The sequence below is a fragment of the Gordonia sp. PDNC005 genome, from assembly GCF_016919385.1.
Classification (GTDB): Bacteria; Actinomycetota; Actinomycetes; order Mycobacteriales; family Mycobacteriaceae; genus Gordonia.
The window spans coordinates 25,501-47,635 of record NZ_CP070351.1; the positions used below are offsets into that span (position 1 = coordinate 25,501).

The 22,135-nt window shown below is 66.5% G+C and carries 20 protein-coding genes; all 20 read left to right on the forward strand.

The window, feature by feature from the left end:
- Nucleotides 1–240: 240 nt before the first annotated feature.
- Nucleotides 241–558 (forward strand): hypothetical protein, encoded by a 318-nt coding sequence (locus tag JVX90_RS00240; protein WP_205330509.1) that lies wholly within the window; start codon nucleotides 241–243, stop codon nucleotides 556–558.
- Nucleotides 558–2,132 carry a hypothetical protein gene (locus tag JVX90_RS00245; RefSeq protein ID WP_205330510.1) on the forward strand — a complete coding sequence of 525 codons (1,575 nt, stop codon included), beginning with the start codon at nucleotides 558–560 and terminating at the stop codon, nucleotides 2,130–2,132. Before JVX90_RS00240 ends, JVX90_RS00245 begins: the two co-directional genes overlap by 1 nt.
- On the forward strand, nucleotides 2,129–2,518 hold the full coding sequence (locus tag JVX90_RS00250) for a hypothetical protein (RefSeq protein WP_205330511.1): 390 nt from the start codon (nucleotides 2,129–2,131) through the stop codon (nucleotides 2,516–2,518). Before JVX90_RS00245 ends, JVX90_RS00250 begins: the two co-directional genes overlap by 4 nt.
- Nucleotides 2,496–4,352: a phage minor head protein gene (locus JVX90_RS00255; protein WP_205330512.1), complete on the forward strand. Its 1,857-nt coding sequence runs from the start codon at nucleotides 2,496–2,498 to the stop codon at nucleotides 4,350–4,352. Before JVX90_RS00250 ends, JVX90_RS00255 begins: the two co-directional genes overlap by 23 nt.
- Nucleotides 4,336–4,662 carry a hypothetical protein gene (locus JVX90_RS00260; protein ID WP_205330513.1) on the forward strand — a complete coding sequence of 109 codons (327 nt, stop codon included), beginning with the start codon at nucleotides 4,336–4,338 and terminating at the stop codon, nucleotides 4,660–4,662. Before JVX90_RS00255 ends, JVX90_RS00260 begins: the two co-directional genes overlap by 17 nt.
- 94 nt (nucleotides 4,663–4,756) lie before the next feature.
- A complete protein-coding gene (locus JVX90_RS00265) occupies nucleotides 4,757–6,784 on the forward strand; it encodes a hypothetical protein (RefSeq protein ID WP_205330514.1) in 2,028 nt (675 codons plus the stop codon).
- A complete protein-coding gene (locus tag JVX90_RS00270; protein WP_205330515.1) occupies nucleotides 6,781–7,275 on the forward strand; it encodes a hypothetical protein in 495 nt (164 codons plus the stop codon). Before JVX90_RS00265 ends, JVX90_RS00270 begins: the two co-directional genes overlap by 4 nt.
- Nucleotides 7,276–7,505: 230 nt before the next feature.
- On the forward strand, nucleotides 7,506–9,239 hold the full coding sequence (locus JVX90_RS00275; protein ID WP_205330516.1) for a major capsid protein: 1,734 nt from the start codon (nucleotides 7,506–7,508) through the stop codon (nucleotides 9,237–9,239).
- Nucleotides 9,240–9,321: 82 nt separating this feature from the next.
- A complete protein-coding gene (locus tag JVX90_RS00280) occupies nucleotides 9,322–10,101 on the forward strand; it encodes a hypothetical protein (protein ID WP_205330517.1) in 780 nt (259 codons plus the stop codon).
- Nucleotides 10,101–10,397, forward strand: coding sequence for a hypothetical protein (locus tag JVX90_RS00285; RefSeq protein WP_205330518.1), 297 nt, complete (start codon nucleotides 10,101–10,103; stop codon nucleotides 10,395–10,397). Before JVX90_RS00280 ends, JVX90_RS00285 begins: the two co-directional genes overlap by 1 nt.
- An 80-nt stretch (nucleotides 10,398–10,477) precedes the next feature.
- Complete coding sequence (locus tag JVX90_RS00290) at nucleotides 10,478–11,176, forward strand: hypothetical protein (protein ID WP_205330519.1); 699 nt, start codon at nucleotides 10,478–10,480, stop codon at nucleotides 11,174–11,176.
- 73 nt (nucleotides 11,177–11,249) lie between these two features.
- A complete protein-coding gene (locus tag JVX90_RS00295; protein ID WP_205330520.1) occupies nucleotides 11,250–12,023 on the forward strand; it encodes a hypothetical protein in 774 nt (257 codons plus the stop codon).
- Complete coding sequence (locus tag JVX90_RS00300; protein WP_205330521.1) at nucleotides 12,023–12,526, forward strand: hypothetical protein; 504 nt, start codon at nucleotides 12,023–12,025, stop codon at nucleotides 12,524–12,526. Before JVX90_RS00295 ends, JVX90_RS00300 begins: the two co-directional genes overlap by 1 nt.
- A 128-nt stretch (nucleotides 12,527–12,654) precedes the next feature.
- Entirely contained in the window at nucleotides 12,655–13,011 is a 357-nt protein-coding gene (locus JVX90_RS00305) for a hypothetical protein (protein ID WP_205330522.1), read from the forward strand.
- Nucleotides 13,012–13,014: 3 nt separating this feature from the next.
- Nucleotides 13,015–13,455: an HK97 gp10 family phage protein gene (locus JVX90_RS00310; protein WP_205330523.1), complete on the forward strand. Its 441-nt coding sequence runs from the start codon at nucleotides 13,015–13,017 to the stop codon at nucleotides 13,453–13,455.
- 17 nt (nucleotides 13,456–13,472) lie between these two features.
- A complete protein-coding gene (locus tag JVX90_RS00315; protein WP_205330524.1) occupies nucleotides 13,473–14,066 on the forward strand; it encodes a hypothetical protein in 594 nt (197 codons plus the stop codon).
- A 63-nt stretch (nucleotides 14,067–14,129) separates the two neighbouring features.
- Nucleotides 14,130–14,684: a hypothetical protein gene (locus JVX90_RS00320; RefSeq protein ID WP_205330525.1), complete on the forward strand. Its 555-nt coding sequence runs from the start codon at nucleotides 14,130–14,132 to the stop codon at nucleotides 14,682–14,684.
- A 62-nt stretch (nucleotides 14,685–14,746) separates the two neighbouring features.
- Complete coding sequence (locus tag JVX90_RS00325) at nucleotides 14,747–19,471, forward strand: hypothetical protein (protein ID WP_205330526.1); 4,725 nt, start codon at nucleotides 14,747–14,749, stop codon at nucleotides 19,469–19,471.
- Nucleotides 19,468–20,475 carry a hypothetical protein gene (locus JVX90_RS00330; RefSeq protein ID WP_205330527.1) on the forward strand — a complete coding sequence of 336 codons (1,008 nt, stop codon included), beginning with the start codon at nucleotides 19,468–19,470 and terminating at the stop codon, nucleotides 20,473–20,475. The genes JVX90_RS00325 and JVX90_RS00330 overlap by 4 nt, the downstream gene beginning before the upstream one ends.
- The gene (locus JVX90_RS00335) at nucleotides 20,472–22,091 is read left to right on the forward strand and encodes a hypothetical protein (RefSeq protein ID WP_205330528.1); all 1,620 of its coding nucleotides are present in this window, start codon (nucleotides 20,472–20,474) and stop codon (nucleotides 22,089–22,091) included. Before JVX90_RS00330 ends, JVX90_RS00335 begins: the two co-directional genes overlap by 4 nt.
- Nucleotides 22,092–22,135 lie beyond the last annotated feature (44 nt).

Sequence of the window (22,135 nt, forward strand, 5' to 3'; positions counted from 1 at the left end):
CAGGAACACTCCGCGTGCTCGACGACGAACCGCCCCTCATCACAACCGCAGCATGGACCGCAGTCGTGATCGTCATCCTGTTGCTCCTGGCGTTCGCATGACCACCAGCCGGCCGCGGTGGCCGCGGTGCGCCGTATGCCGATCCCGACTGAACGTGTGGACCGTCGACGTCTGCCTACGCTGCTCCCTCCAGCAGGACGGTTACAGTAAAACTGCAACCCCCTTGAATGAAGGAGCGAAGTGTCCACGCTCGCCGTCATCCTCACCATCGGCCTCATCGCCAGACTGACTCGCCTCGTCACCGTCGACCAGATCACCCACTGGGCCCGCCAACGGATCGTCGTCCGCTTCGGGTTCGGGAACCTCGCCTACCTCGTCACCTGCCCGTGGTGCATGTCTGTGTGGCTCGGGTCGGGTGTCGCGGTCGCCGCCTACTGGTGGGGCGACACTCGCTGGTGGCTCATGGTCGCCTTGGCCGGCACCGCATCACTCGTCACCGGGTGGGCAGCGAACTGGCTCGACCCCGCGCCCGCCTCCACCGACGAGGACGGTAAGTGATGGGACGCGCACCTGACTCCAACCTCGCCGCCTACGCGCCGAAGCGGGCTCCGCTCGGGAAGCGGCTCCGCGTCCCCGCGGGAGCACAGATCGTGCAGTTCCCTGTCGAGTCCGGCGGCACCCGCCCGGCTATCGTCGCGGCCGCACAGGTCCTCTCCCGCCGCAAACTCGACCGCACCGTCAAACGCGCACCCGCCGAGGCATGGCAGTCCGAAGTGTGGGCACTCCGCGACGAGACCGGTGAACTCCGGTTCATCGGCGACCGGCAAGCACGGGCGTGCGCGCAGGCCCGCGTGTTCGTCGGGAAGAAGCCCGACCCCAGCGGGGAACCCGAACCCGTCACCGACGGCATCGGCGCCCAACTCGCCCAAGCCCTGTTCGCCGCGACGGGCATGATCGAGCAGACGATCCGCCGCGCCGCGCAGCACCTCATCTACAACGGAGAGACCCTGCTGGTGGTCCGCGAGGACGACGACGGCCAACTCGAACTGTCGGCGCACTCGGTGTCGGAACTGACCGGTAGCCCCGGCCGGTGGAAGCTCTCGAACGGTATCGACAAGCCCCGCGACGTCGGCGACGACGAGATCGTCATCCGCTGCTGGACTCCGCACCCCGAATGGTCCGCCCGTGCCGACGCGCCCGTCCGCGCGGTCCTGCCGATCGCCCGCGAGCTCCGCGGCCTGTCGCAGTACGTGTCGGCGCAGGTCGACTCACGCCTTGCTGGTGCCGGGATACTCCTGGTGCCGCAGGAGATCGAGTCGATGCAGTCCCAAGCAGACGACGACGGCGAAGACCCGTTGCCGTTCGCCGATGAGCTCACCGAGTATCTGATGACTCCGGTCGCGGATCGTGACAGCGCCGCTGCGATCGTCCCGTTCATGGCGACTGTCCCCGCCGAACTCCTCGACAAGATCAAGCACATCAGCTTCGCGACACCCCTCGACGAGCATGCCCCGGCGCTGCGCGAGGAGTGCATCCGCCGCATCGGGCTAGGCATGGACTCAGACCCGTCAGTCCTCCTCGGGCAGGCATCGTCGAACCACTGGTCGGCGTGGGCCGTCGACGAGAACGAGATCAAGTTCGGTGTGCAGCCGATCGTCGCGACGATCTGTCACGCCCTCACCGTCGGGCTGCTCCGCCCATTGCTCGTTGAGCAGAGCATCCCGGATCCCGACCTGTACTCGGTGTGGTTCGACACGACGCCGCTGCTGGTGCGTCCTGACCGGTCGAAGGACGCGCAAGCACTATTCGACAAGGGCGTCATCAGCGCGGCGATCCTGCGTCGCGAGAACGGTTTCGACGACAGCGACGCCCCCGACGCCGAGGAGATCAAGGACAAGGTCGTCCGCGACCTCATCGGCACCCGCTCCGACCTCATCGACAAACTGCTGCCGCAGCTGGGGATCATCATCCCCGGCATCACCGACAACGCCGAACGCGTCGACGACACCCTCGCCGAAGAGGACGCGACAGTCGCCACCGACACTGCGCCAGCAGGCGAGAGCACGCCGGCAGTCGCGCCGGAGCCGCCGAACGCTCCGCCGGTCATGGGCGAGACGGAGGCCACCCAGTGACCACCACAGAGCAGGTGACCGCCCGCGACGTGCTCCTCGCCTGCGACATCGCAGTCCGCCTCACCCTCGAAGCCGCAGCGAAGATGGTCCGCAACCACCGCGGCCGCGGTGAACGCGGCCGGTACGTCGGCATCGACGACGCCGACCTGTACCTCGTCCTCGACCCGCCAGCGACCGCCGCCGAGATGGACCGGTTCGTCGCGAAGTTCACCGACTGGTGGCACCTGCCGTCCGTACTCGACGACTCAGCGGTCCCGAACATGCGCCTGTACATGGGTGCCTGCCAGGAGTACGTGCGCGCGCTGATGCTGTCGCAGACACGGCACGACCCGACGGTGCTGCACACCTACCTCGCTCAGGCTGATGCTGTCGCCGCTTCCCGCTGACGCCCGCGCCGCAGCAGAGGAACGCCTCGCGCGAGCGGACGAGGCGATCGAGACAGCTGTCCTGTCGGCGATGTCCGCGTGGCTCGACGCGTGCCGAGTCCTGATCATCGCCGAAGCCGCCGACCAACTCGGCCTCATCGCGGCCGGGTTCGACCAGGCCAACAGTGCCGTCGATGCTGCTGTCGGCGCGTGGAATGACTGGCGGCGGGGTGTCGACAACGAAGTCCTACCTGCCGTCGCGATCGCGTTTGGTGAAGCGTTCCAGGCTGAGCGGCTCGCCGACCGGTCACAAGGGTCGTTCACCCCGCAGATGGAGTACATGGAGACCGTCCGCGACCGGCTCAAGATCTGGCCCGACGGCGCGTTCGAGGAACTCCGCCCAGAGCTCGTCGAAGCCCTCGCAGGAGCGGAGACGATCGAGCAGATCACCGACCGCGTCGGCATGGTGTTGGGCATCGACAAGGACCAGCGGGCGATCAAGGCCGCGATCAACGACATCGAGAAAGCACTCGACGATCCTCAAGGCTATGGACTTGATTCGGACGAGATCAAGGCACTGCGCGCCGACCGCCGCGCACTGTGGGAGCAGCACGACGCCGAGGAGACGAAGTGGCGGTGGCTCGCTCGTCGCATCGCCCGCACCGAGGCACACGGCGCGGTGAACTACGGGCAGCTCGCCGCGGCCCGGCAGAACGAAGCCGATACCGGCGACCCGTACTGGAAGCGGTGGCTCGCAACAGAGGACACTCGCACGCGTGCGTCGCACCGTGTCGCCGACGGACAGTCGGTGCGGCTCGCCGAGAAGTTCCGCGTCGGCACCGCGCTCCTCGACTTCCCCGGCGACCCGAGCATGGATGCGCCGCACGAGACGATCAACTGCCGCTGCTCGATGATGTTCTACGTCGGCGACGCCATGACCGAAGCACTCGACGGGCAGCCCGAGGTCCGGCAGGGGACCGACGAACCGGAGACGATCGCACAGATCCTCGAGAACCTTGCACCGGACGAGGACACGACCGATGCCGAGACTGAGGTCGCTGAACCCACAGCAGACGAGCTCATCGAGGACGACGACGTCGATGATGTTCCGGCACCGCCAGCCGAGGACCTGTCAGCGGTCGACATAGACCAGTTGCTCGCGTTGATGCTTGAGCGGATCCGCGCAGACGACGGATCGTATGAAGCCGTACGAGACGAGTACGAGCGGCGCGAGCACAGACCAGTGGACCTGACGTCTGTCCCTGATGACGGTGTCCTCGAACTCGCGAAGAAGGAACGAGACGCCGAGGACCCCGCCCTGTTCTACACCGCACTCGATGAGCTGGACGGGCGCCCAGTATTCGAGACCGTCACCCCGGCACTTGACCTGCCCGACAAGCCCGGCGGCAGCCCACGGCCGCCGCACCGCACCGCGGCCGACTACTACCGGGAAGGCAAGGTCGCACCGGTCGATGACCCCGACATGCACTTCGAGCACGCCCACGAGAAGGCGACCGCGGCACGGCTCCGCGAGATGGGACTGGAAGTGCTATCGGTGTACGACCAGGGCCCGGACCCTGATGCCGATGCGCTGATCAATCTCCGAGCGTCGGAGATCAAACTGGCCGTGGGGACTCCCAACTCGATTCACAAGCAGGGGCAACGCGCGGCGAAGAAGGGGCAGAACACGGTCGTCGTGTTCGACGCCGTGGACGCCGGCAGCAAGGCTAGCCCCGACAACCTACTCGCGGGTGTCCGGAACGTGATTCGTTCATTCGGAGCAGTCGTTCAGGAACTGCTGGTCATCTCCGTTGGCCGGCCGATACGATGGAGACGCGATGAGCAGCATGAATGAGACCAGTGTCTACGTGGACACGGACCCGACGATCACCGAAGACGACGTCCGGTCCGCGGCTGCTGCTGTGCTCAACTCGTCGGACCTCCTGGGGAACGGTTCGTGGGAAGTAGTCGCCGATACGTACTCGGCGCCAGGGTCTACCTACGCAGTCGACATCGACGATGTTCGTAACCCCGCGCTGACCGAACTTGCACACGCTGTCCGCGACGCGGTGGCCGCCGCTCTCGGCGTGCGGGTCCGAATGGAGTACGAAGTCCCCGAGCTCGCAGCAGGATCTGCAGTCCAGCCGCTCTCCCAGTCGGTGTAGGTTCACGCAGCCACGCCCGTCGGTGGTGAATACTGGCAGGTGAGTTTCGTGCTGCTGGCGGTTGGGCCGGGCACCCATCTGCTGGGAGCCTGCCGTGACCTCCATCTTCTCCGCGATCACCGCCGCCGGTGTCGTCTACGACCGAAGCGATTTCGCCGACCCGAAGCTGTCAGGACCGACCGCGCTTACCGTCACCGCAGACGGCCGCGTCTACGGTCACCTCGCCGCATGGGGAACACCGCACATCGGAATGGGCGGCCGAGTCACCCCACCCAAGAGCCCCTCCGGGTACAAGTACTTCCACCAGGGTGTCGTCAACACACGCGACGGTGACCTCCCCGTCGGAAAGCTGACCCTCGGCACCGGCCACGCCCCTGTCGACGGACGCACTGACGCCGTCGCAGCCGCAGCCCACTACGACAACACCGGCACCGTCGCAGCCGCCGTCCGCGCAGGCGAAGACGAACACGGCATCTGGCTCGCCGGCCGCATCGTCCCCGGAACCGCCCCCGAACGGATCGACGAACTCCGCATGTCCGGAGTCTCCGGAGACTGGCGAGGCGTCAACGGGCAGATGGAACTCGTCGCGGCGCTCGCGGTCAACGTCCCCGGATTCCCACTCCCGCGCACCGAGCAACTCGTCGCAGGAGGACAGCCGACTGCCCTCGTCGCAGCGGGCGTTGTCGCGCCATCCGCGCCTCCGACTGCCGACGAACTCACTGCGATGGTGTCATCGGCGGCGGAGAAGATCGTCGACGAACGCCTCGCGGCGCATCGGCGACGCGACGCGGTCACTGGTCGGATGACGGCTCTCGTGGCGTCGGCGAACGCGGACCGTCGACAGCGGGCTGTGGACCGGATGACACGTGCCCTCACAGCCGCTGGCGGTCGTCGTGTCCGCTCGATGGAAGGTGCGCAGCGGTTCGGCGTGTCGATCGGTGACCTGATCCCCGAGGCGATGCTGCAGGCGCAGAAGACGGCCGGCGACTTCGCAGAGGCCGCGGGCAACGACGTCGCGAAGTTCCTCGACCCGTCCCGCGGGAAGGAACACAAGAAGCCTGATCCGTCGGGCGGAGAGCGCGCGAAGGCGCACACCGAGGACAAGGCGTCGATGTCGAAGGACCCCGACAAGGGCCCGGCGAAGATCGTGAACAAGGCCGAACCGGTCAGCGACGAGCCGAAACAGGACGGCGCGCCGAAGAGCGACGACAAGGCAAAGAAGCCCGAGTCGAAGCCTGCGGAGAAGGCCGCCGAGAAGCCGAAGGCCAAGTCCGCGCCCAACGACAGCGCCAAGGCCGACATCGCACCCGCCTCAAATGTGGACGCAAAACCAGACAACACGCAGGCCAAGGGCAACATTCCGGAAAAGCCGGAGAGTTCGCCAGCAGCCGAGAAAGAGCGGTCGGAGAAGAAAGCAGAGGCGGTCACGCCGCAGACAGTCGCGCCTGCTCCCGACAGCGCCGGCGCCGGTACCGCCCCCGACGCCGGTGCTGCCGCGTCGTACTTCCCGGCGGACTACCCGCCCGCCGAGTCGAGCTACGCCGACCAAGAGGTCGGGTCGCCGATCGACACCACTGCGCCCGCACGACTGGCCGACAACGGCGAGAAGGGCGGGCCGATGGAGGAGGACGAACTACCCGCAGTCGGTGCCAACGGCGGCGCGCTCGTCGACTATGCCGACGGCATGGCGATCTACACCGACGGCTCGGTGACCGACGGCACCGAGTGGAGCGCCGCTGACTCGTCGATGATCGAGAACGCTGCCGCTGCCCGAGCGATGGACATGCAGGCACGCGCAGCAGAAGATCCGACAACGATCCAGACCGACGTGCCTCCCCGCACCTCGGGGTACGGCGTGTACATGGAGGAAGACCAGTCTTCGCTGACGGGCGCGAATGGTGGTGCTCTCACCGAGTACAACGACGGTGTCGCGTCGTACGACGACGGGACGTCGACGAACGGTGTTGTGTGGTCGCAGACCGCGGCACCCGAGGCGGACCCGATCCTCGCGCCACCGCCCACCGCTGATCAGACGCTGACGGCGTCGGCGTACCGCCGGGCGATGCGCCGGATCGGGTTGGCGGCGACGCCGACGTCGTGGAGGGCGGCCCCAAAAGCGTGACCCCGCGCCTCGCCGTCACGGCGGCAGGCGGATCGGGGGAACACAGTGACGACGGAATGGTCGCGCTAGTCCCGACCAGGGATGATGCGATGCGCCTGTCTGTTCCGGGCGGGGAGCCAGTGGAGGAACTGCACCTGACTGTGGCGTACTTCGCCGACGCCGAGCAGATGCCACCTGCCGAGGTAGTCTTCGAGCAGTTCCGGTCTGCCGGCGTGTCTCCGACTGCGGAAGTTTCGGGGCATGCAGTGTTCCGTGGCGGCGACTCCCCATGTGCGGTGTACCTCGTGCAGGGGGACGGGCTGACAGCGTTTCACGAGGCCACCGCCCCCGCCGATGGGGATTACGACGCGTACATTCCGCACATCACTGCCGCGTACTCCGAGCAGCCGCTCACGGAGATTGGGCCGACCACGTTCGACCGACTTCGGATCGCGGTCCGAGGCGAGCACACTGACTACCCGATCGCGGAGGTGATGGGCCGTGGGATGTAACTGCGGAGGTGGCCGCGCGGTCACCGTGTACCAGGTGCGTCGGCCTGACGGGACCGTGAAGCGGTACCTCACTCAAGTCGAGGCAGAGCGCGATACTGCGGCGCACGGCGGCACCTGGGAACAGATCACGCAGAACACGCGGTGAACACGCTAGGCTGAATCTCGAATAGCCGCTGGCGGTTGGGCCGGGCACGTGCAGGAATGCACTTCCCGGACCAAGGAGTCACCTCATGGCTACTCTCGATCTGCAGGCCATCCTCGACAGCGCGCAGGGCAACGGCGACACCACCGCCGACGAACGCGCCGCAGCGATCAAGGCGGCACTTACCGCCGAAGGCGTCACCCGTACCGACATCGAAGGTGTCCTCAACGAGGCCGTCGAGAAGTTCGGCGCCCTCAATGAGTCGGACCCGACCGACGCCGAGGCTCTGACTGGCCTTGAACTGCTCGCCGACGTCGCGACCGTTGCACGCCAGGTGCAGACTGACATGGACACGGCCGAGGCCGAGATCCGTGGGCAGCGCGACACCCTCGCAGCGAAAGTCCTCGGCGAACCCGGCGACGATGCTGGTGCGGAGGCGGAGGCCACCGACGAGACCACCGAACAGGTGGCCGACGCCGAGGCCGCACCCGAGCCCGTGACTGCGGCGGCCGCGCCGCGTCCCCGGTTCAACCTGTCCTCGATCAAGGACAAGGCCCCAGCACCTGTCGAGACCAAGCCGTCAGGTCTGGCGATCACCGCAGCTGCCGGTGTTCGTGGCGTCGAGAACGGTGCCAACCTCGACATGGACGGGCTTGTCGCCGCGGCGATGGCCCGCATCGAAGGGATGCCGCGCGGCGGTGGTGGCGGTATCGTCCGCGACGGTATCGCCCAGATCAAGATCGAGTTCCCCGACGACCTCGTTGCGTCGGGTAACAACGACACCGAGGTCATCGAGCACGCTGGTGACCAGTCCCGCATCGAAGGTGGTCTCGTCGCATCCGGTGGTTGGTGCGCGCCGTCTGAGCGACTGTACGACCTCGGCGACAACCTGGCTGACGCCAACGAGGGTCTGGTCGACGTCCCCGAGATCCAGGTGAAGCGAGGCGGTATCGAGTGGACGCGCGGCGCAGCATATGACGCCGTGTGGGCTGGCGACGTCGGTCTGGTCCAGACTGAGACGCAGGCGATCGCGAACACGATCAAGTCGCTGTACCGGCCGACGTGCCCGACGTTCGAGGAGAAGCGTCTCGACGTCATCTACTCGGGCATGATCGTCGGTTTCTTGCAGAACGACGCCTACCCCGAGGTCACCAAGGACGCGCTTACGAACGTCAACGCTGTGCACTCGCACCGCGTGAACGCCGAAACGCTGAAGCGTATGGACACCGCGTCGACTGTGGTGGACCTGTCGACGAAGCTGGGACCGTCGGCGACCGGGTCGATCCTCAACGGTCTCGGCCTGACGATCATGGACTCTCGCTACCGGCTGCGCGCCGCGCAGTCCCTCGTCCTCGACGTCGTCCTCCCAATCTGGGCGAAGGAAGTCGTGAAGGCCGACTACTCGCTGCGCGAGTCGATCCCGCTGGAGAACGTCACCGACCAGATGATCGACAAGTGGATCAGCGAGCGTGGTGGCCGCGTCCAGTGGGTCTACGACTGGCAGGACGCCTACACCGGTGTCGCTGCAGGGTTCGGTGCCGCAACCGCAATCACCCAGTACCCGACGACAGTCGACGCGCTGGTGTACCCGTCGGGTGCGTTCGTCCGCGGCCGCGGTGAAGTCATCAACCTGGACATGGTCTACGACTCCACCATGACCAAGGCCAACGACTACCTGCAGATGTTCATGGAGGAGAAGCTGCTCGTCGCCAAGCGTGCCCACTTCTCGAAGAAGGTCAAGCTCGGTCTCGGAGTCAACGGCGCTACCGGTACCGGCCTGGCTCTCGACGCGAACGGCAAGATCGCGACAGTCACGCCGTAGCAGGCTCCCGGCGCAGGTAGCTGTCCACTCGCTGCCTGCGCTGGGGTCTCCCGCCCGTCACCACTGACACGAGGAACCTCTCATGGCCGAACTGGTCTCCACTCCGACGCTCACACCGCCCCGGTACGGGCTGTTGTCGGTCGCCGACATCATTCCCGACAGCGGACGGTGGATCAACGGCGTCGAGTACTACCGCAACCCGCCCGCCGACGCTGCGACGGCCGACGACGTCGACTGCGACGATGTCCCGGCAACCGACCTAGGCGACGACGTTCCCCGCGCGTCAGACAAGGCCCTCCGTGTCCACTCCGGGTTCACCGTCAAACACCCAGGCCTGACCCCTGACGAGATCCACGCCTACGCTCGCGGTCGCCTCGCCAACAGTGAAGGACCCGCCGTCGAGCGGAAAATCTGGCCGAAGATCCTGACCGGTGCCGCTACTCCGGCAGGAGCGGCCGCGGTGTCGCTGCTCGCCGGTATCGGCGCCCTCGAAGGGTGGCTGTACGACACGTACGGCGGGACCGGAGTCATTCACGTGCCACGGTCGGCTGTGCCGTACCTCAAGGACGCGAAGCAACTCGTCGAAACGTCGGGCCGCCTGACAACGATCCTCGGCACACGCGTCGCGGCCGGCGCATACCCGGGCACCGACAGTGCAGGTGCGGCACCGGCAGCAGGTGCGACGTGGATCGCTGCGACACCAGCTGTCCAGATCCGCCGGTCGGACACGCGGGTCCGCACTGTTGACGGCTACTTCGACCACCGCACCAACAATGCGACCGGCATCGCAGACCGTCTCTACATCGTCGGCTGGGAGAACCTCTCGGCCGCTGTCCAGATCACGCTCGAAGGGACTCCCTGATGCCCACGATCATCCCCAAGGATCAGGCCGATCGGCACCGGCTGGCCGTCGAACTGCTCAAGGCGGCAGGTGACCGGCCGGAGCGCGTCGAGACTGTGACCGCCGGTGACGGCGGTGTGGCGTTCGTCGTCGACGACGACCTCGCCGCGCAGGTCGGGACCGGCGACTACACGCCGGAGCCCGAACCGGAGCCCGAACCGGAACCCGAACCGGAGCCCGAACCGGAACCCGAACCGGAACCCGAACAGAAGACGGCGCCCGCCAAGCGGGCACCGCGCAAGACCGCCGCGTCCTAGCGCATCGGACCACATAACTTCACATCGCATTTTCGCCGCTGGCGGTTGGGCCGGGCACACGACAAGCACAGGAGCATGTCATGCCCAACACCGTCTGGCCCTCAGTCCACGCCCGCCGTATGCGACTCACCAAGGTCGACTCGTGCGGCGTCCCCGTCACCGGCGCCGCGAACAAGTCGATGCTCGTCACCAAGGGCATCGTCAAGGTGTCGATCACCTCGGAGATCGAGGACGGCGAGGAGACCTTGAAGAAGAACGGATCCGGCGAGATCTGTGTCAACTACAAGGACCCGAACCAGGTGAAGTACCTGTCGGCGGAGATCGAGTTCTGTGGCGTCGACCCGGAGGCGTGGTCGATGATCACCGGCCAGCCGCTCGTCGTCGACGCTGACGGGAACGCGATCGGCGTGAAGATCAGCTCGAAGCCGATCGAGGCGAACTTCGCTCTCGAAGTGTGGACCGACATCCCCGGTGGTTCGTGCGCGTCGGGGTTCCAGCCGTTCGGGTACTTCCTGCTCCCGTTCATCGGGTCGGGCACGATCGGCGACCTGGAACTGTCGGTGTCGGCGGCGGAGTTCACGCTGTCGGCGCAGACGAAGCCGGGTACCGGGTGGGGAGCGGGACCGTACGCGGTTCAGCGTGACGAGGACGGCGATGCGGGTCTGCTGCTCGATCCGATGACGGCCGACGACCCGGCCCTGTTCATCCAGGTCGACGTGCCGCCGCCCGCCCCGACCGAGGGCGCAGTCATGCTGACGCCGTTCGTGCCCACGCCGTAGTGACCAGCAGAGAGGGCGTGCAACCAGTCGACAGGCTGGTGCACGCCCTTTCGTCGTATCGAGGAGAGATCTGATGGGGTTCTGTGAATGGCCGGTCTTGATTCCGGCGGAGTACGAGGAGCGGTGGCAGGCGGCGTCTGCCGATGACCGTCAGCGGGCGACTGTGCTCGCTGGCCGGGTCCTGTGGGCGCTGACGGGGCAGGTGTTCGGGGTGTGCCCTGCGGTGGTCCGGCCATGCTTCCAGCCACCTGCGCATGGCACGACGTGGTCGGGTCGCGCGGGTGCGGTGTTCTGGCCGGGCGTCACCGGTGACCCGGCGGCGACTGGCCCATGCGGCTGCTCCGACGGATGCCGCGAGATCGGGTACGACCGCGTTGCGCTGCCGGGTCCGGTCGCCGCGGTCGACGAGGTTGTCATCGACGGCATCACGATCGACCCTGCGACGTACCGTGTCGAGAATCGTCGGTGGCTGCACCGCATCGATGGGCAGCGGTGGCCGACTCACCAGGCACTGCATGTCGGCGACGACGAGCCGGGCGCGTTCACCGTCCGCTACCAACGCGGACTCGTCGTACCCGTCGATGGACAGTACGCGGCTGGTCGCCTCGCGGTGGAGTTCCTCGCAGGCATGACTGGCGGGGAGTGTGCGCTACCGGCGGGCGCGACGTCGGTGTCCCGGCAGGGCGTCAGTGTGGAGCTCGCGGACATGCGTGAGTGGTTCACCAACGGCGTCACCGGTGTCGCGTCGGTCGACTTGTGGATCATGGCCGTCAACCCGCACAAGTCGAAGCGGCCCGCCCGCATCACCTCGCCTGACGCGATCCGTCGCCGCGCGGGGGTGCTGTGATGGACTGCTCGCCTTACCGAGTTGCCGCCGGACTGTTGGCCGCAGTGCAGGCTCACCTCGCCGATACTCGAGCGGGTGCCGCTCAGCGGATCGCCGTGTATCCGCATGCGGCTCCGGCGATCGAGTTCGGATGCAACATGGCGTGGGTTGGTGTCGGCAGTATCGCGCCGATCCCCGGGGCGAAGGGGCCGTGCGGGACTAGTGGCTGGACGTTGGACCTGACAATCGGCGTTGCCCGCTGTTGGCCGGTGGCAGACGGTAACAGTGCCCCGCCGACGGCCGCCGTGGACTCCGCTGCTCGCGACGTCTTCGACGATGGTGAGGCAATGCGCCGGGCCGTTGTTGATGCGTTCGATGACATGGAGTTCACTGTGAAGTCGTGGCAGCCGATGAACCCGCAGGGCGGGGCGCACGGGTCGACGATGACCGTGACTGTGCATGTCGGATGGGGTGCGTTCGTGGAACCTGGTTCGCCGATGCTGCCCGGTGATCCTCGGGCGTAGAAACGGTTCGGCGGCGGTCACCCAACCCCGATGTAGGTGACCGCCGCCTGCAGCACCGCCACGACCGAGAACGTGCGGTACATGCAGCCTACCAAGGTGGAAACAGTAAAACAGTTACCATCTGTGTCATGAGTGAAGTCACGATCACCGCAGTGCAGCCAGTCCTCGGCCTGATGGTCGGGGACACCGTCACCGTCGAACGCACACACCGTGTCGACGCCGCCATCAAGACTGGCCGCGTCACTGTCGCGGGCGACGAGTCGGAAGAGGAGACTCTCGCCCGGATCGCCGAGGACGTTCGCGCCGCGCGCGCCGAGCTCGGTGTGCCGCCACGGAACGCGTCTCGTGACGCGTGGGCCGCGTTCCTCGCCGTCAAGCACCACGTGACCGTCTCCGACGATCAGTCGCGCGACGACCTGATCGACGTGTGGGACCACCACGACTGCGACACCGCGCACGGTGCCGGGCCAGAAGAGGATGACTGACCGATGGCAGGTGCCTCGCTCAACCGCGGCGCATACAACCGCGGCATGCAGCAGGCCGGGCGCCGATGGGCTCACCGCGTCGGCAATGACGTCGTGAACGCAGCGAAGGTCAACTGTCCCGTCGACGAGGGAACACTGCGCGCGTCGATCACGTACGTGACGCGGATCAGCTCGACGGGCGCGAAAGTCATCGTCGGGTCGCCGCTGCCGTACGCCGAGTACTTCCACACCGGCACCGGCATCTACGGGCCCCGCGGCACGCCGATCGTGCCTGTCACGAAGAAGGCCCTCAAGTTCAAGTGGGACGGGCCTGGCGGCGCGACCCGCTCGAAGGACAAACGCGGCTACGTGTTCGCGAAGTCCGTCAAGGGCATCCGCCCGAATCCGTTCCTGGCCGACGCACTCGCCGACGTCATGGGCGACGTCCAACGCCGCACCACCTAGTAGGAGAAGGAAACCGTATGGTCACCAAGGCCCCCGCCAAGAAGACAGCCGCGAAGAAGGCCGCGCCCCGCCGTGCTCCGGCGAAGCTCGCAGCCGTCGACGAAGACGACTACGGCACCGAGAACGCCACACCAACGCCGGTCGAGGACTCGTGGATCGACTACAAGCGTGCCCCCGACATCGACGAGGACGTCGCCGTCGACCCGGACCTTGAGTTCAGTACCGACTCCGGCAACCGTGGCGAGGTCGAGAAGCTGCTGATCAAGCTCAACGGCCGACCCCACTACCTGTTCAAGCCGTCGACCGCGTCGCTGCTGTTCGCCGCGTCGGCGATCATGAACGACAACGCAAAGTGGACGGAGGTGTTCCGCACGATGCTCAACACCGTCGACCAGTGCATCGACGACGAAGGGTCGCGCGTGATCATGGCCGCGATCTACAAGCGCGACAACAGCTTCGACGAGACGCTCATCCCGAAGCTATTTATGCGGATCGTGAATCAGTGGGCTCCGGATCTCGCTGATGACCTCGACATCGACGACGGCCGCGAGGTCGAGCCGCGCAACCTTGGAAACCGTGCGCAGCGCCGCCAGGCCGCACGCTCGCGCTGACCGAGAGTGCTGGGCGCGCCGTTCGCGACGGCACCAGGCTGGTGGTCTCTGGACGGGTATCCGATGCGGATACGTGTTCCGGAGGCCACCAGCCTTGCTATGGCCCTGGCGATCCCTGACGACAAGGGCGCGGGCCTGTGGACGTGCATCGAACTGACCGAACCTGCCGATCGGTGGCGGATCGTCGAGCGCGTCATGACAGCCGGTACAGACGTCGACCTGTTCGACGACGCAGCCGACCGGCTCATCGAGAAGATCACCGGATGGAAGCGGTGGGAAGCCGCGTTCGTGTGGCGGTCAACTCTCGGCGCGTGGCCCGTCATCGATGGTGACCTCACGATGCGGGGCGTCGACCTCGCGGTCGTACCTGCCAGCCGGGTGACGAACACTGTCTACGCGTGGTGGCGGCAGACGTTGGGCCGCGACGAGAATGCGTGGAAGAAGTTCCAGCGGGACATGCAACGCGAGCCGCGCCGCATCCTCGAACGTGAGGCGGCGAAGCCCATGGACCCGGCGTCGTTCGCGATGCTGTCCGGTGCCGTGAAGCAGGCTTCACGTAAGACCAGGTCGTCCGAGGTCGCGGCATCCACGATCACGATGCCTGACCCGATAGTCTGAACGTCAAGAACTTCGCACTGTCTGGCGGTTGGGCCGGGTGCTGATGCCGTGGAGGCACCAGCATGACCGAGCCGTGGGCCACAGCGCACGTCGATGCTGAGCTGGACTTCGGCGCTCTCGACGACGAACTTGTCCGCCGCTTGGAGCAAGCTGCTCAGCGCGCGACGCAGAAGGTCGGGAAGCAACTCGACAAGCTCGTCGTTGTCGCTGAACGCCGCTTCCGCAAGGTCGGCGACTCGTGGGACGCCGAGATGCGGGGCGTCGAACGGCGCACACAGGTAGCGGTCCTCAAGGTTAACCGCGAGCTCGGGAAGATCACCCGCAAGGTGACGACCGACATCGACGTCCGCATGACTGGCGCGGCTGTCGCGGAAGTCCGTGCGATGCATAACGCACTGTCCCGGTTGCGGAGCGAGGCCGGGCAGATCACGTCGAACGTCTCGGTCGCTATGTCGGGGGCATCGGCATCGGATCTGCGTGATCTGGGATCGGCGCTCCGTCGTATCCAGGCCAACTCTGCGAACGTCCAGCTCCGTATCGATGTGGAGATCAACTCTCTGGCTGCGGTGGCCGAGTTGCGTGCGGCACTTGCCGGACTGCCGAACCGTCAGAACATCGACGTGAACGTCGACGTCGACCGTCGTGGCGGGATGAAAACGCTCGGCAGCATCGGAACGAAACTGGGAAGTCTCGCCAAGTCGGCACTCGGCGCGGTAGGAACAGTCGGCAAGTTTGCGACGATCGCTGGTTCGGCAGTGATCGCAGTCGGGGCACTGGTGCCGGTCGTGGGTGCCCTCGGAGCCGCTTTGGGTGCAGTCGCTGGCGCGGGCGGAGCCGCCGCGGTTGCGGGCCTGTTTGCTGTCGGTGCCGCTGCTGCCGCGTTGAAGACGGCGTTCTCGGGTGTCGGCGAGGCCGCGAAGAACATGTTCGACCCGGAGAAGGCCGCCAAGTTCGAGGAGGCGCTGGCGAAGCTGGCGCCGTCAGCGCAGAACACGATGCGTGCGGTCCAGGGCCTCGGCAAGCAGTACGCCGAGATGGTCAAGATGCCGGTGCAGTCGGCGATGTTCGCGGGGCTGGCACCGAAGATCGCGGAGTTGTCGAAGTTCCTGCCGTCGGTGCGGGACTCCCTCGTCGGTGTCGCTGAGGGATTCAACGACGGCGCGAACGGCGCGCTCCGCATGATCAACTCCGCCGCCGGCATGTCGATGGTGAAGTCCTTGCTGAAGGACTCCGGGAACATGGCGGCGAACTTCGGCGCCGGGATCACTGGCGCGATCCCCGGATTCCTGGCGTTGGGAGCGTCGGCGACGAAGGTGTTCTCGCCGATGACCGACGCTATCGGTGGGCTGGGGCACCGGTGGTCGGAGTCGATGCTGCGGATGCAGCAGGACGGCACGCTGGAGCAGAAGATCCAGGGCCTGGTCGGGATCGCCCGCCAACTCGGGCAGGTGCTCTCTGAGGTCGGCAGCATCATCGGCGGCGTGTTCCGTGCGGCGTCCGCTGCGGGCGAAGGCAATCCGATGGCGAACATTCTCGGGTCGCTCACGCAGGTCGCCGAGTGGGTGAACGGGCCGGGGCAGGCGGCGCTGACCTCGTTCTTCCAGTCGGTCGGTCAGGTCGCGGCGACCTTGATGCCGGTGTTCCTGCAGATCGCAGGGATCATCGGCGGCACCGTCGCGCCGATGATCGCTCAACTGATCACCTCGATCGGCCCGGCTCTGCAGACCGTCGTCGGCGCGCTCGGTCAAGGGTTCGCGGCACTGCAGCCCGCGATCGCACCACTCGGTGCGGCGATGTCCGCGATCGGTACCGCTCTCGCGCCGGTCCTGCCGATCCTCGGCCAACTGATAGCCCAGTTCGTACAGATCGCGGGCCCCGTCCTCGGGTCCCTCGCGCAGGCTCTGTCGCCGATCCTGCAGTCACTGGGCACCGGACTGGTCGCCGTGTTCAAGGCCCTCGAACCTGCGATAGCCCCGGTGCAGCAGGTTTTCCAGGCTCTGTCGCCTGTGATCGCGCAGATCGCGACGATCCTCGGCAGCGTCCTAGCTGAGGCGATAACCGCACTCGTTCCGGTCGTGACGACTGTCGCCGACGTCTTCTCTCAGGTCCTCACTGCGGTCTCGCCGCTGCTCCCAATCCTCGGTGAGGCCCTGACACAGGCCGTTCAGCTCCTCGCGCCGATCCTCCAGCAACTCGCGGAATCGTGGGGCCAGGTCGTCACGGCCCTGTTGCCGTTGCTGCCGCCGTTGATGCAGATCGTCCAGGCCCTGCTGCCGCCGCTGATTCAGATTGTCGGCGCGCTCCTCCCGCTGATCACTGTCGCCGCGCAGGTCTTCGCCGCGCTCGTTCCGGCTATAGCTCCGGTCGTAACGATCGTCGCGCAGGTCGTCGCGTGGTTCGCGAAGTTGCTCGGCGGGATCCTCTCGTTCGTCGCGACTGCGCTCGGTGCGATCGTCGGGTTCGTGACCGGCGTAGTCACCGGTTTCGCCAACATGGTCGCCACCGTGATCTCGACCGTGACTGGCTGGGTTTCGTCGATCCTCGGGTTCTTCGGCGAACTCGCATCGTCGGCCATGCAGAAGGCCAGCGAACTGTGGTCCAACGTGTCGAACGCCTTCTCGACCGGCGTGACGAACGCTGTCAACTTCGTGAAGGAGCTGCCAGGGAAAATCATCGGTGCCCTCTCCGGCGCCGGAACGTGGCTCGTCGATGTCGGTAAGAACGCGATCCAGGGCCTGATCAGCGGCATCAAGTCGATGCTCAGCAGCATCGGCGACGCGATCGTGTCGATCTTCCCGTCGATTATCCAGGGCCCGGTGAAGTCTGCGCTTGGCCTCGCGCTCGGCGGCCTCATTCCTGCCCTCGCTGATGGTGGTCTCGCGGGCATGCTCGGCGGCGGTGAGATCACCGGCGCGACGACGACGATCCGGCCGGGCGGTTTCATCGTCAACGCCAAGCAGACACGGAAGAACCGTGACCTGCTGCAGCGGATGGCTCCCCGCGGGCGGGTGTTGTCCGGGCCGGGCACAGGTACGTCGGACTCGATCACCGGTAAGTCGGGTGGACGTGCTGTCGCGCGGGTGTCGCGTGGTGAGTTCTACGCGCCTCCGGAGGCGGTGGCGGGGATGCTGCCGCTGTTCATGGCGATCAACGCTGGTCGACAGCTTGGGGCGATGCTCGCCTCTGGCGGCATCCTTCCGGCGTTCGCACCGGGCGGAATGATCCCGAGCGAGCTTCGCGACCGGGCCCGTAACGCGGTCCAGTCGGGCTATGTGTGGGGCGGTTGGGGCAACGGCTGGAACACCGACTGCTCCGGCCTCACGAGCTCGCTGGCGAACATGGCGTCGGGCAAGGCGCGCGGCCCGGGCGAGGGTGAGCGCACCGCGACTGGCGGCATGCGCGCATTCTTGTCCGCTCGTGGCTTCGCTGACGGCAAGGGCCCCGACGGTTCCCTTCGGATCGGCTGGTCCGGGACGCACGCCGGGGCGCAGCTCCCGACGGGTGAGAACGTCGAGCACACCGGACCGCAGGGTTCGCCGGCGAAGTTCGGCGCTGACGCGAAGGACCCGGCTGCACTCGGCGAGATGATGCACCTGCCGATGGGCGGCGATCCGTCGTCGTCGGCGCTCGGTCCCGATTCGCTGACCACGACCGGGTCGTCAGGGTCGTCCGGGTCGTCGCCTACGCCGATTGGCTCGGGTATCTCGTCGTCGGGCGGGGCTCCGTCGTGGGGCAACTCCGGCGGCGGCAGCAAGTTCAATAGTGCCGCGGACGCGAAGCGTGGCGGCATCACACCGGTGTGGGTGGAGAACTGGCCCGCATCGATGGGCGGCGGATCGGGCAGCGGCCTGACAACGTCGTCGCCGTCGACGACCCGCAGCCTCACCACCGGCGCAGGCGCGCGCGGCTCGAAGGACCTCAAGAAGGGCGCCTCGAAGCAGGACATGATGGACGCGGTCTACCGGATCGGCAAGGCCAAGGGCATGTCGGACGAGGAGATCCTCGCGGCCGGCGAGACGCTGCTGGCGGAGTCGGACGGCAAGAACTACGCCAACAGCACGGTCGCCGGGTCGACCGATCGTCCGCACGATGCGGTGGGGTCGGACGGTAAGAGCCTCGGCGTGATGCAGCAGCAGTCCGGGATGGGCTGGGGCGACGACGCGCAGCTGATGGACCCCGAGTACGCGATCGGTCGGTTCTACGACGAGATGAAGAAGAAGCCGGGTAGTGGACCGGCGCATCAGCGTGCGCAGGCCGTGCAGCGTAGCGCGTTCAGTGATGGCTCGAACTACCTCGCGAAGAAGGACGAGGCGTCGAGACTCCTCGCGAACGCGAAGAACAACCAGGTACCGGTCACCTCGAACGGCAACGTCCCGGTCGAGGTCAAGACCGACGGCACCAACAAGACGTTGACGACGCCGTCGCCGGGAACGACGACAACGGGCGCACCAGGTGGGACGCCACTGTCGTCGGGCATGACGTACGGGCCGGGACGCGCGAACCAGTGGGCTCGCGAGCAGGACTTCACCGGGCAGGTGCGGACGATCGGCATTGATGCGTCGAAGGAGTTCCTCGGCGAGTTCGGTGACCTCATCGGGCTCAAGCCGTTCGTCGACCGTGGCATTGACCAGATGGTCGCGTACCTCAAGCAGATCGCCGAGAAGGACCCGAAGGCCGAGTTCAAGTGGGCCGAGGTCGTGAACATCAACGGCGCCGCGCCGGGTGAGACGAAGCAGAAGACCACCGAGGGAATGACCGCGGTGATGGACACCTACAGGCAGGGATGAGCATGGCGAAGGCGTGCCCGTCGGGCATCAGTAATCCGGGCAAGGTCGTGCAGTTGATCCTCCGGTCACCGGCGGGGGAGGACCTCATCGTCCTCGATGTGCTCCCGCACCGTGCGCTCGGCGCGCACGGCTTCCAGGGCATCACCCTCGGCGAGGACATGTCGGGCCTGTACCGAATCCCGATCGAGCAGCCGCTCAAGTCGGCCGCGTATCAGGAGGGTGCGACGCCGTCGAACTATCCGCGGAAGAAGGAACGACGCCCGAAGATCACTCTTCACGCGCAGGCATCGACGCCGGAGGCGTACGTGCAGGTGGAGACACTGCTGTGGTCGGTGCTGTCGGTGAAGTGGGACTGCTGGCTCCGTTCGTATGAGCCAGACGGGTCGTGGCGGGAACTGCAGGTGCGGTTGATGCAGGAGCCGAACGACAAGGTCCGCCGCTTCCACGGCGCGGTCACCTACAGCGAGTGGACAGTCGACTTGCTGGCGTGCGATCCGCATTGGTACTCGAAGCCGCTCGAGTTCTCGTTTAAACGGTCGGACATGACGCCGTTCGGTGCCGGGTGGGCGATGGCCGTCCCGATCTCGAACCCGACTGACCAGCTCGGGTTCATCGAGTGGAACAGCGGGGAGCTTACGACGTCGGAGAAGTGGTCGTTTCAAGACGGCGAGCTGCTGGACGAGCACGGCGGTGCCGTGCTGATTGACCTGCCGACGTTGAATCCTTCGGCCACGAAGGCGTTTTGGGTGCAGACGTACCCGACAGAGATGCAGTTGTTCGTGAAAGCCCCGTCCGGTGATCCGTCGCAGCAGTGGGCGCGGATGCGGTCTCGGACGTTCACGCAGGCGATCGCCGCGAACACTCCGCAGGAGCGGGACATCTGGGTGTACATGACGGGCGGTACCCCGGCCTCGGAGATGCTGATGACTCTCCCCCGCCGGTGGGACCGGCCGTTCGGCGGTGAGCTGCCGGTGGTGGCGCAGATGATCGGCGGTGTCCGATGACTGCGACTGCCCGCGACATGCGGACTGCCCTGATGGGCGACTACCAGGAATGGATGCAGACGGCCCGATCACGGCCGATCGTGGAGATCTACGACAAGAACTGGGAACACTCGATCCCGATCCTGTCGGAGTCGCAGGCGTCGTGGATGCGGAAGTTCAACGACACCGGCGAAGGCAACCTCGTCATCTTCGGGTCAGCGGCCGCCCGGCAGTACATCGTCGACGAGCTCGGCGAGTGGGAGGACCTTCACGTCCGCGTCCGGACCGGGTTCTGGGAGTGGACCGGCAAGGCGTCGAAGATCGACCACGAGGAAGACACCGACGGGTTCGAGTACATCTCGATCAAGTTCCTGCACGAGTTCGAGCACGTCAAGAAGATCATCGCCTACTGCAATCCGTTCTTCCCGGCGGAGTTGCAGTGGCCGAAGATCTGGGCGTACGCCGGGCCGTCGCAGTTCGGGATCACGGCGATGATCTTCCTAAACCTCCTGCGTCGGTTCGCGCTGCCGTGGACGATGTCGGACAACCTGTTCGACCCGGCGTCGTGGCGGGCGAACATGAACCCCGCGAACTGGCCGATCGTCGTCGTCCCGAAACCGGTCCTCATTGACGTATCGATGTGGTCGGTGCTGGCGACACGCTTCGGCAACGTCTACGACGTCGCGCTGCCGACGCTCAAGGACGCGGGACTGCGGCTGCACGTGTACCGCTGGTTCCCTGGCATGCCGCAGCCGGCGCCGAACCACTACACATTGACCAAGAGCACTCTCGTCATCGACGTGCAGAACGTGTCCGGCTACGTCGGCCCGACGGGGACGCTGCTGGACGGCGCGCTGCGCCTGGTGTCTGAGGTCGCCGACGACATGATCAACGAGGTTGCCCGCGAGGTGACCTACACCGAGTCTCCGGAGTACTCGATCGGCGGGTGGATGGGCACGACGCGGGAGAACCCGTGGGTGACATTCCGTGCGCCGTCGAGCACGTACGGGATCAGCGGTGTGCAGTCGTGGAAGTCGACGGTCAACAAGGCGACGGCGTCGTCGATCGTGACAGGCGGTCATTCGCCTGACTGGGTGAATGCCGGGCTGAAACTCCTCGTCAACGGCGTTCTCGGCTATCTCGGGCAGCTGATCGGCAATCCCGGTTTGGCGCTAGGGATCTTCGACAAACAGGTCGAGGACGTCGTCCTCGCATTCCACCGCGTCTACAACCCGATCCGCGCGATGAAGATGGGCGAGAACGGCCCACCGTACGGCGAGTACTGGGAATCGCAGGGCGGCAAGGGATTCTCCCTGTCGGCGCTGCAGGCAGTCCGTACTGGGTTCTTCCGTACCCGCGCTTACCGCGTGTTCCAGGCGACTGTGTCGGCGGGCCGCCCGCACTGGCCGGGCGCGCACTTCATCGAGGGCGACCGTGTCAACGTCGAGATCGGCAACACCGGCCGTCTGTACACCGACCACGTGTACGGCATCGGCTGCCAGTGGGACCGGTCGTCGGACGTCGACTACCCGGTGACGATCGGCGACGGCGCGGTCGAGGATGGGCCGGGCGCGATCTTGTCGCGTCAGCTGGCGATGACCAAGGAGTTGATCCAGGCTATCGGCGTCTCGTCCTGACATACTGGGTTGTAGTTGCGCTGCTGGCGGTTGGGCCGGGCCTC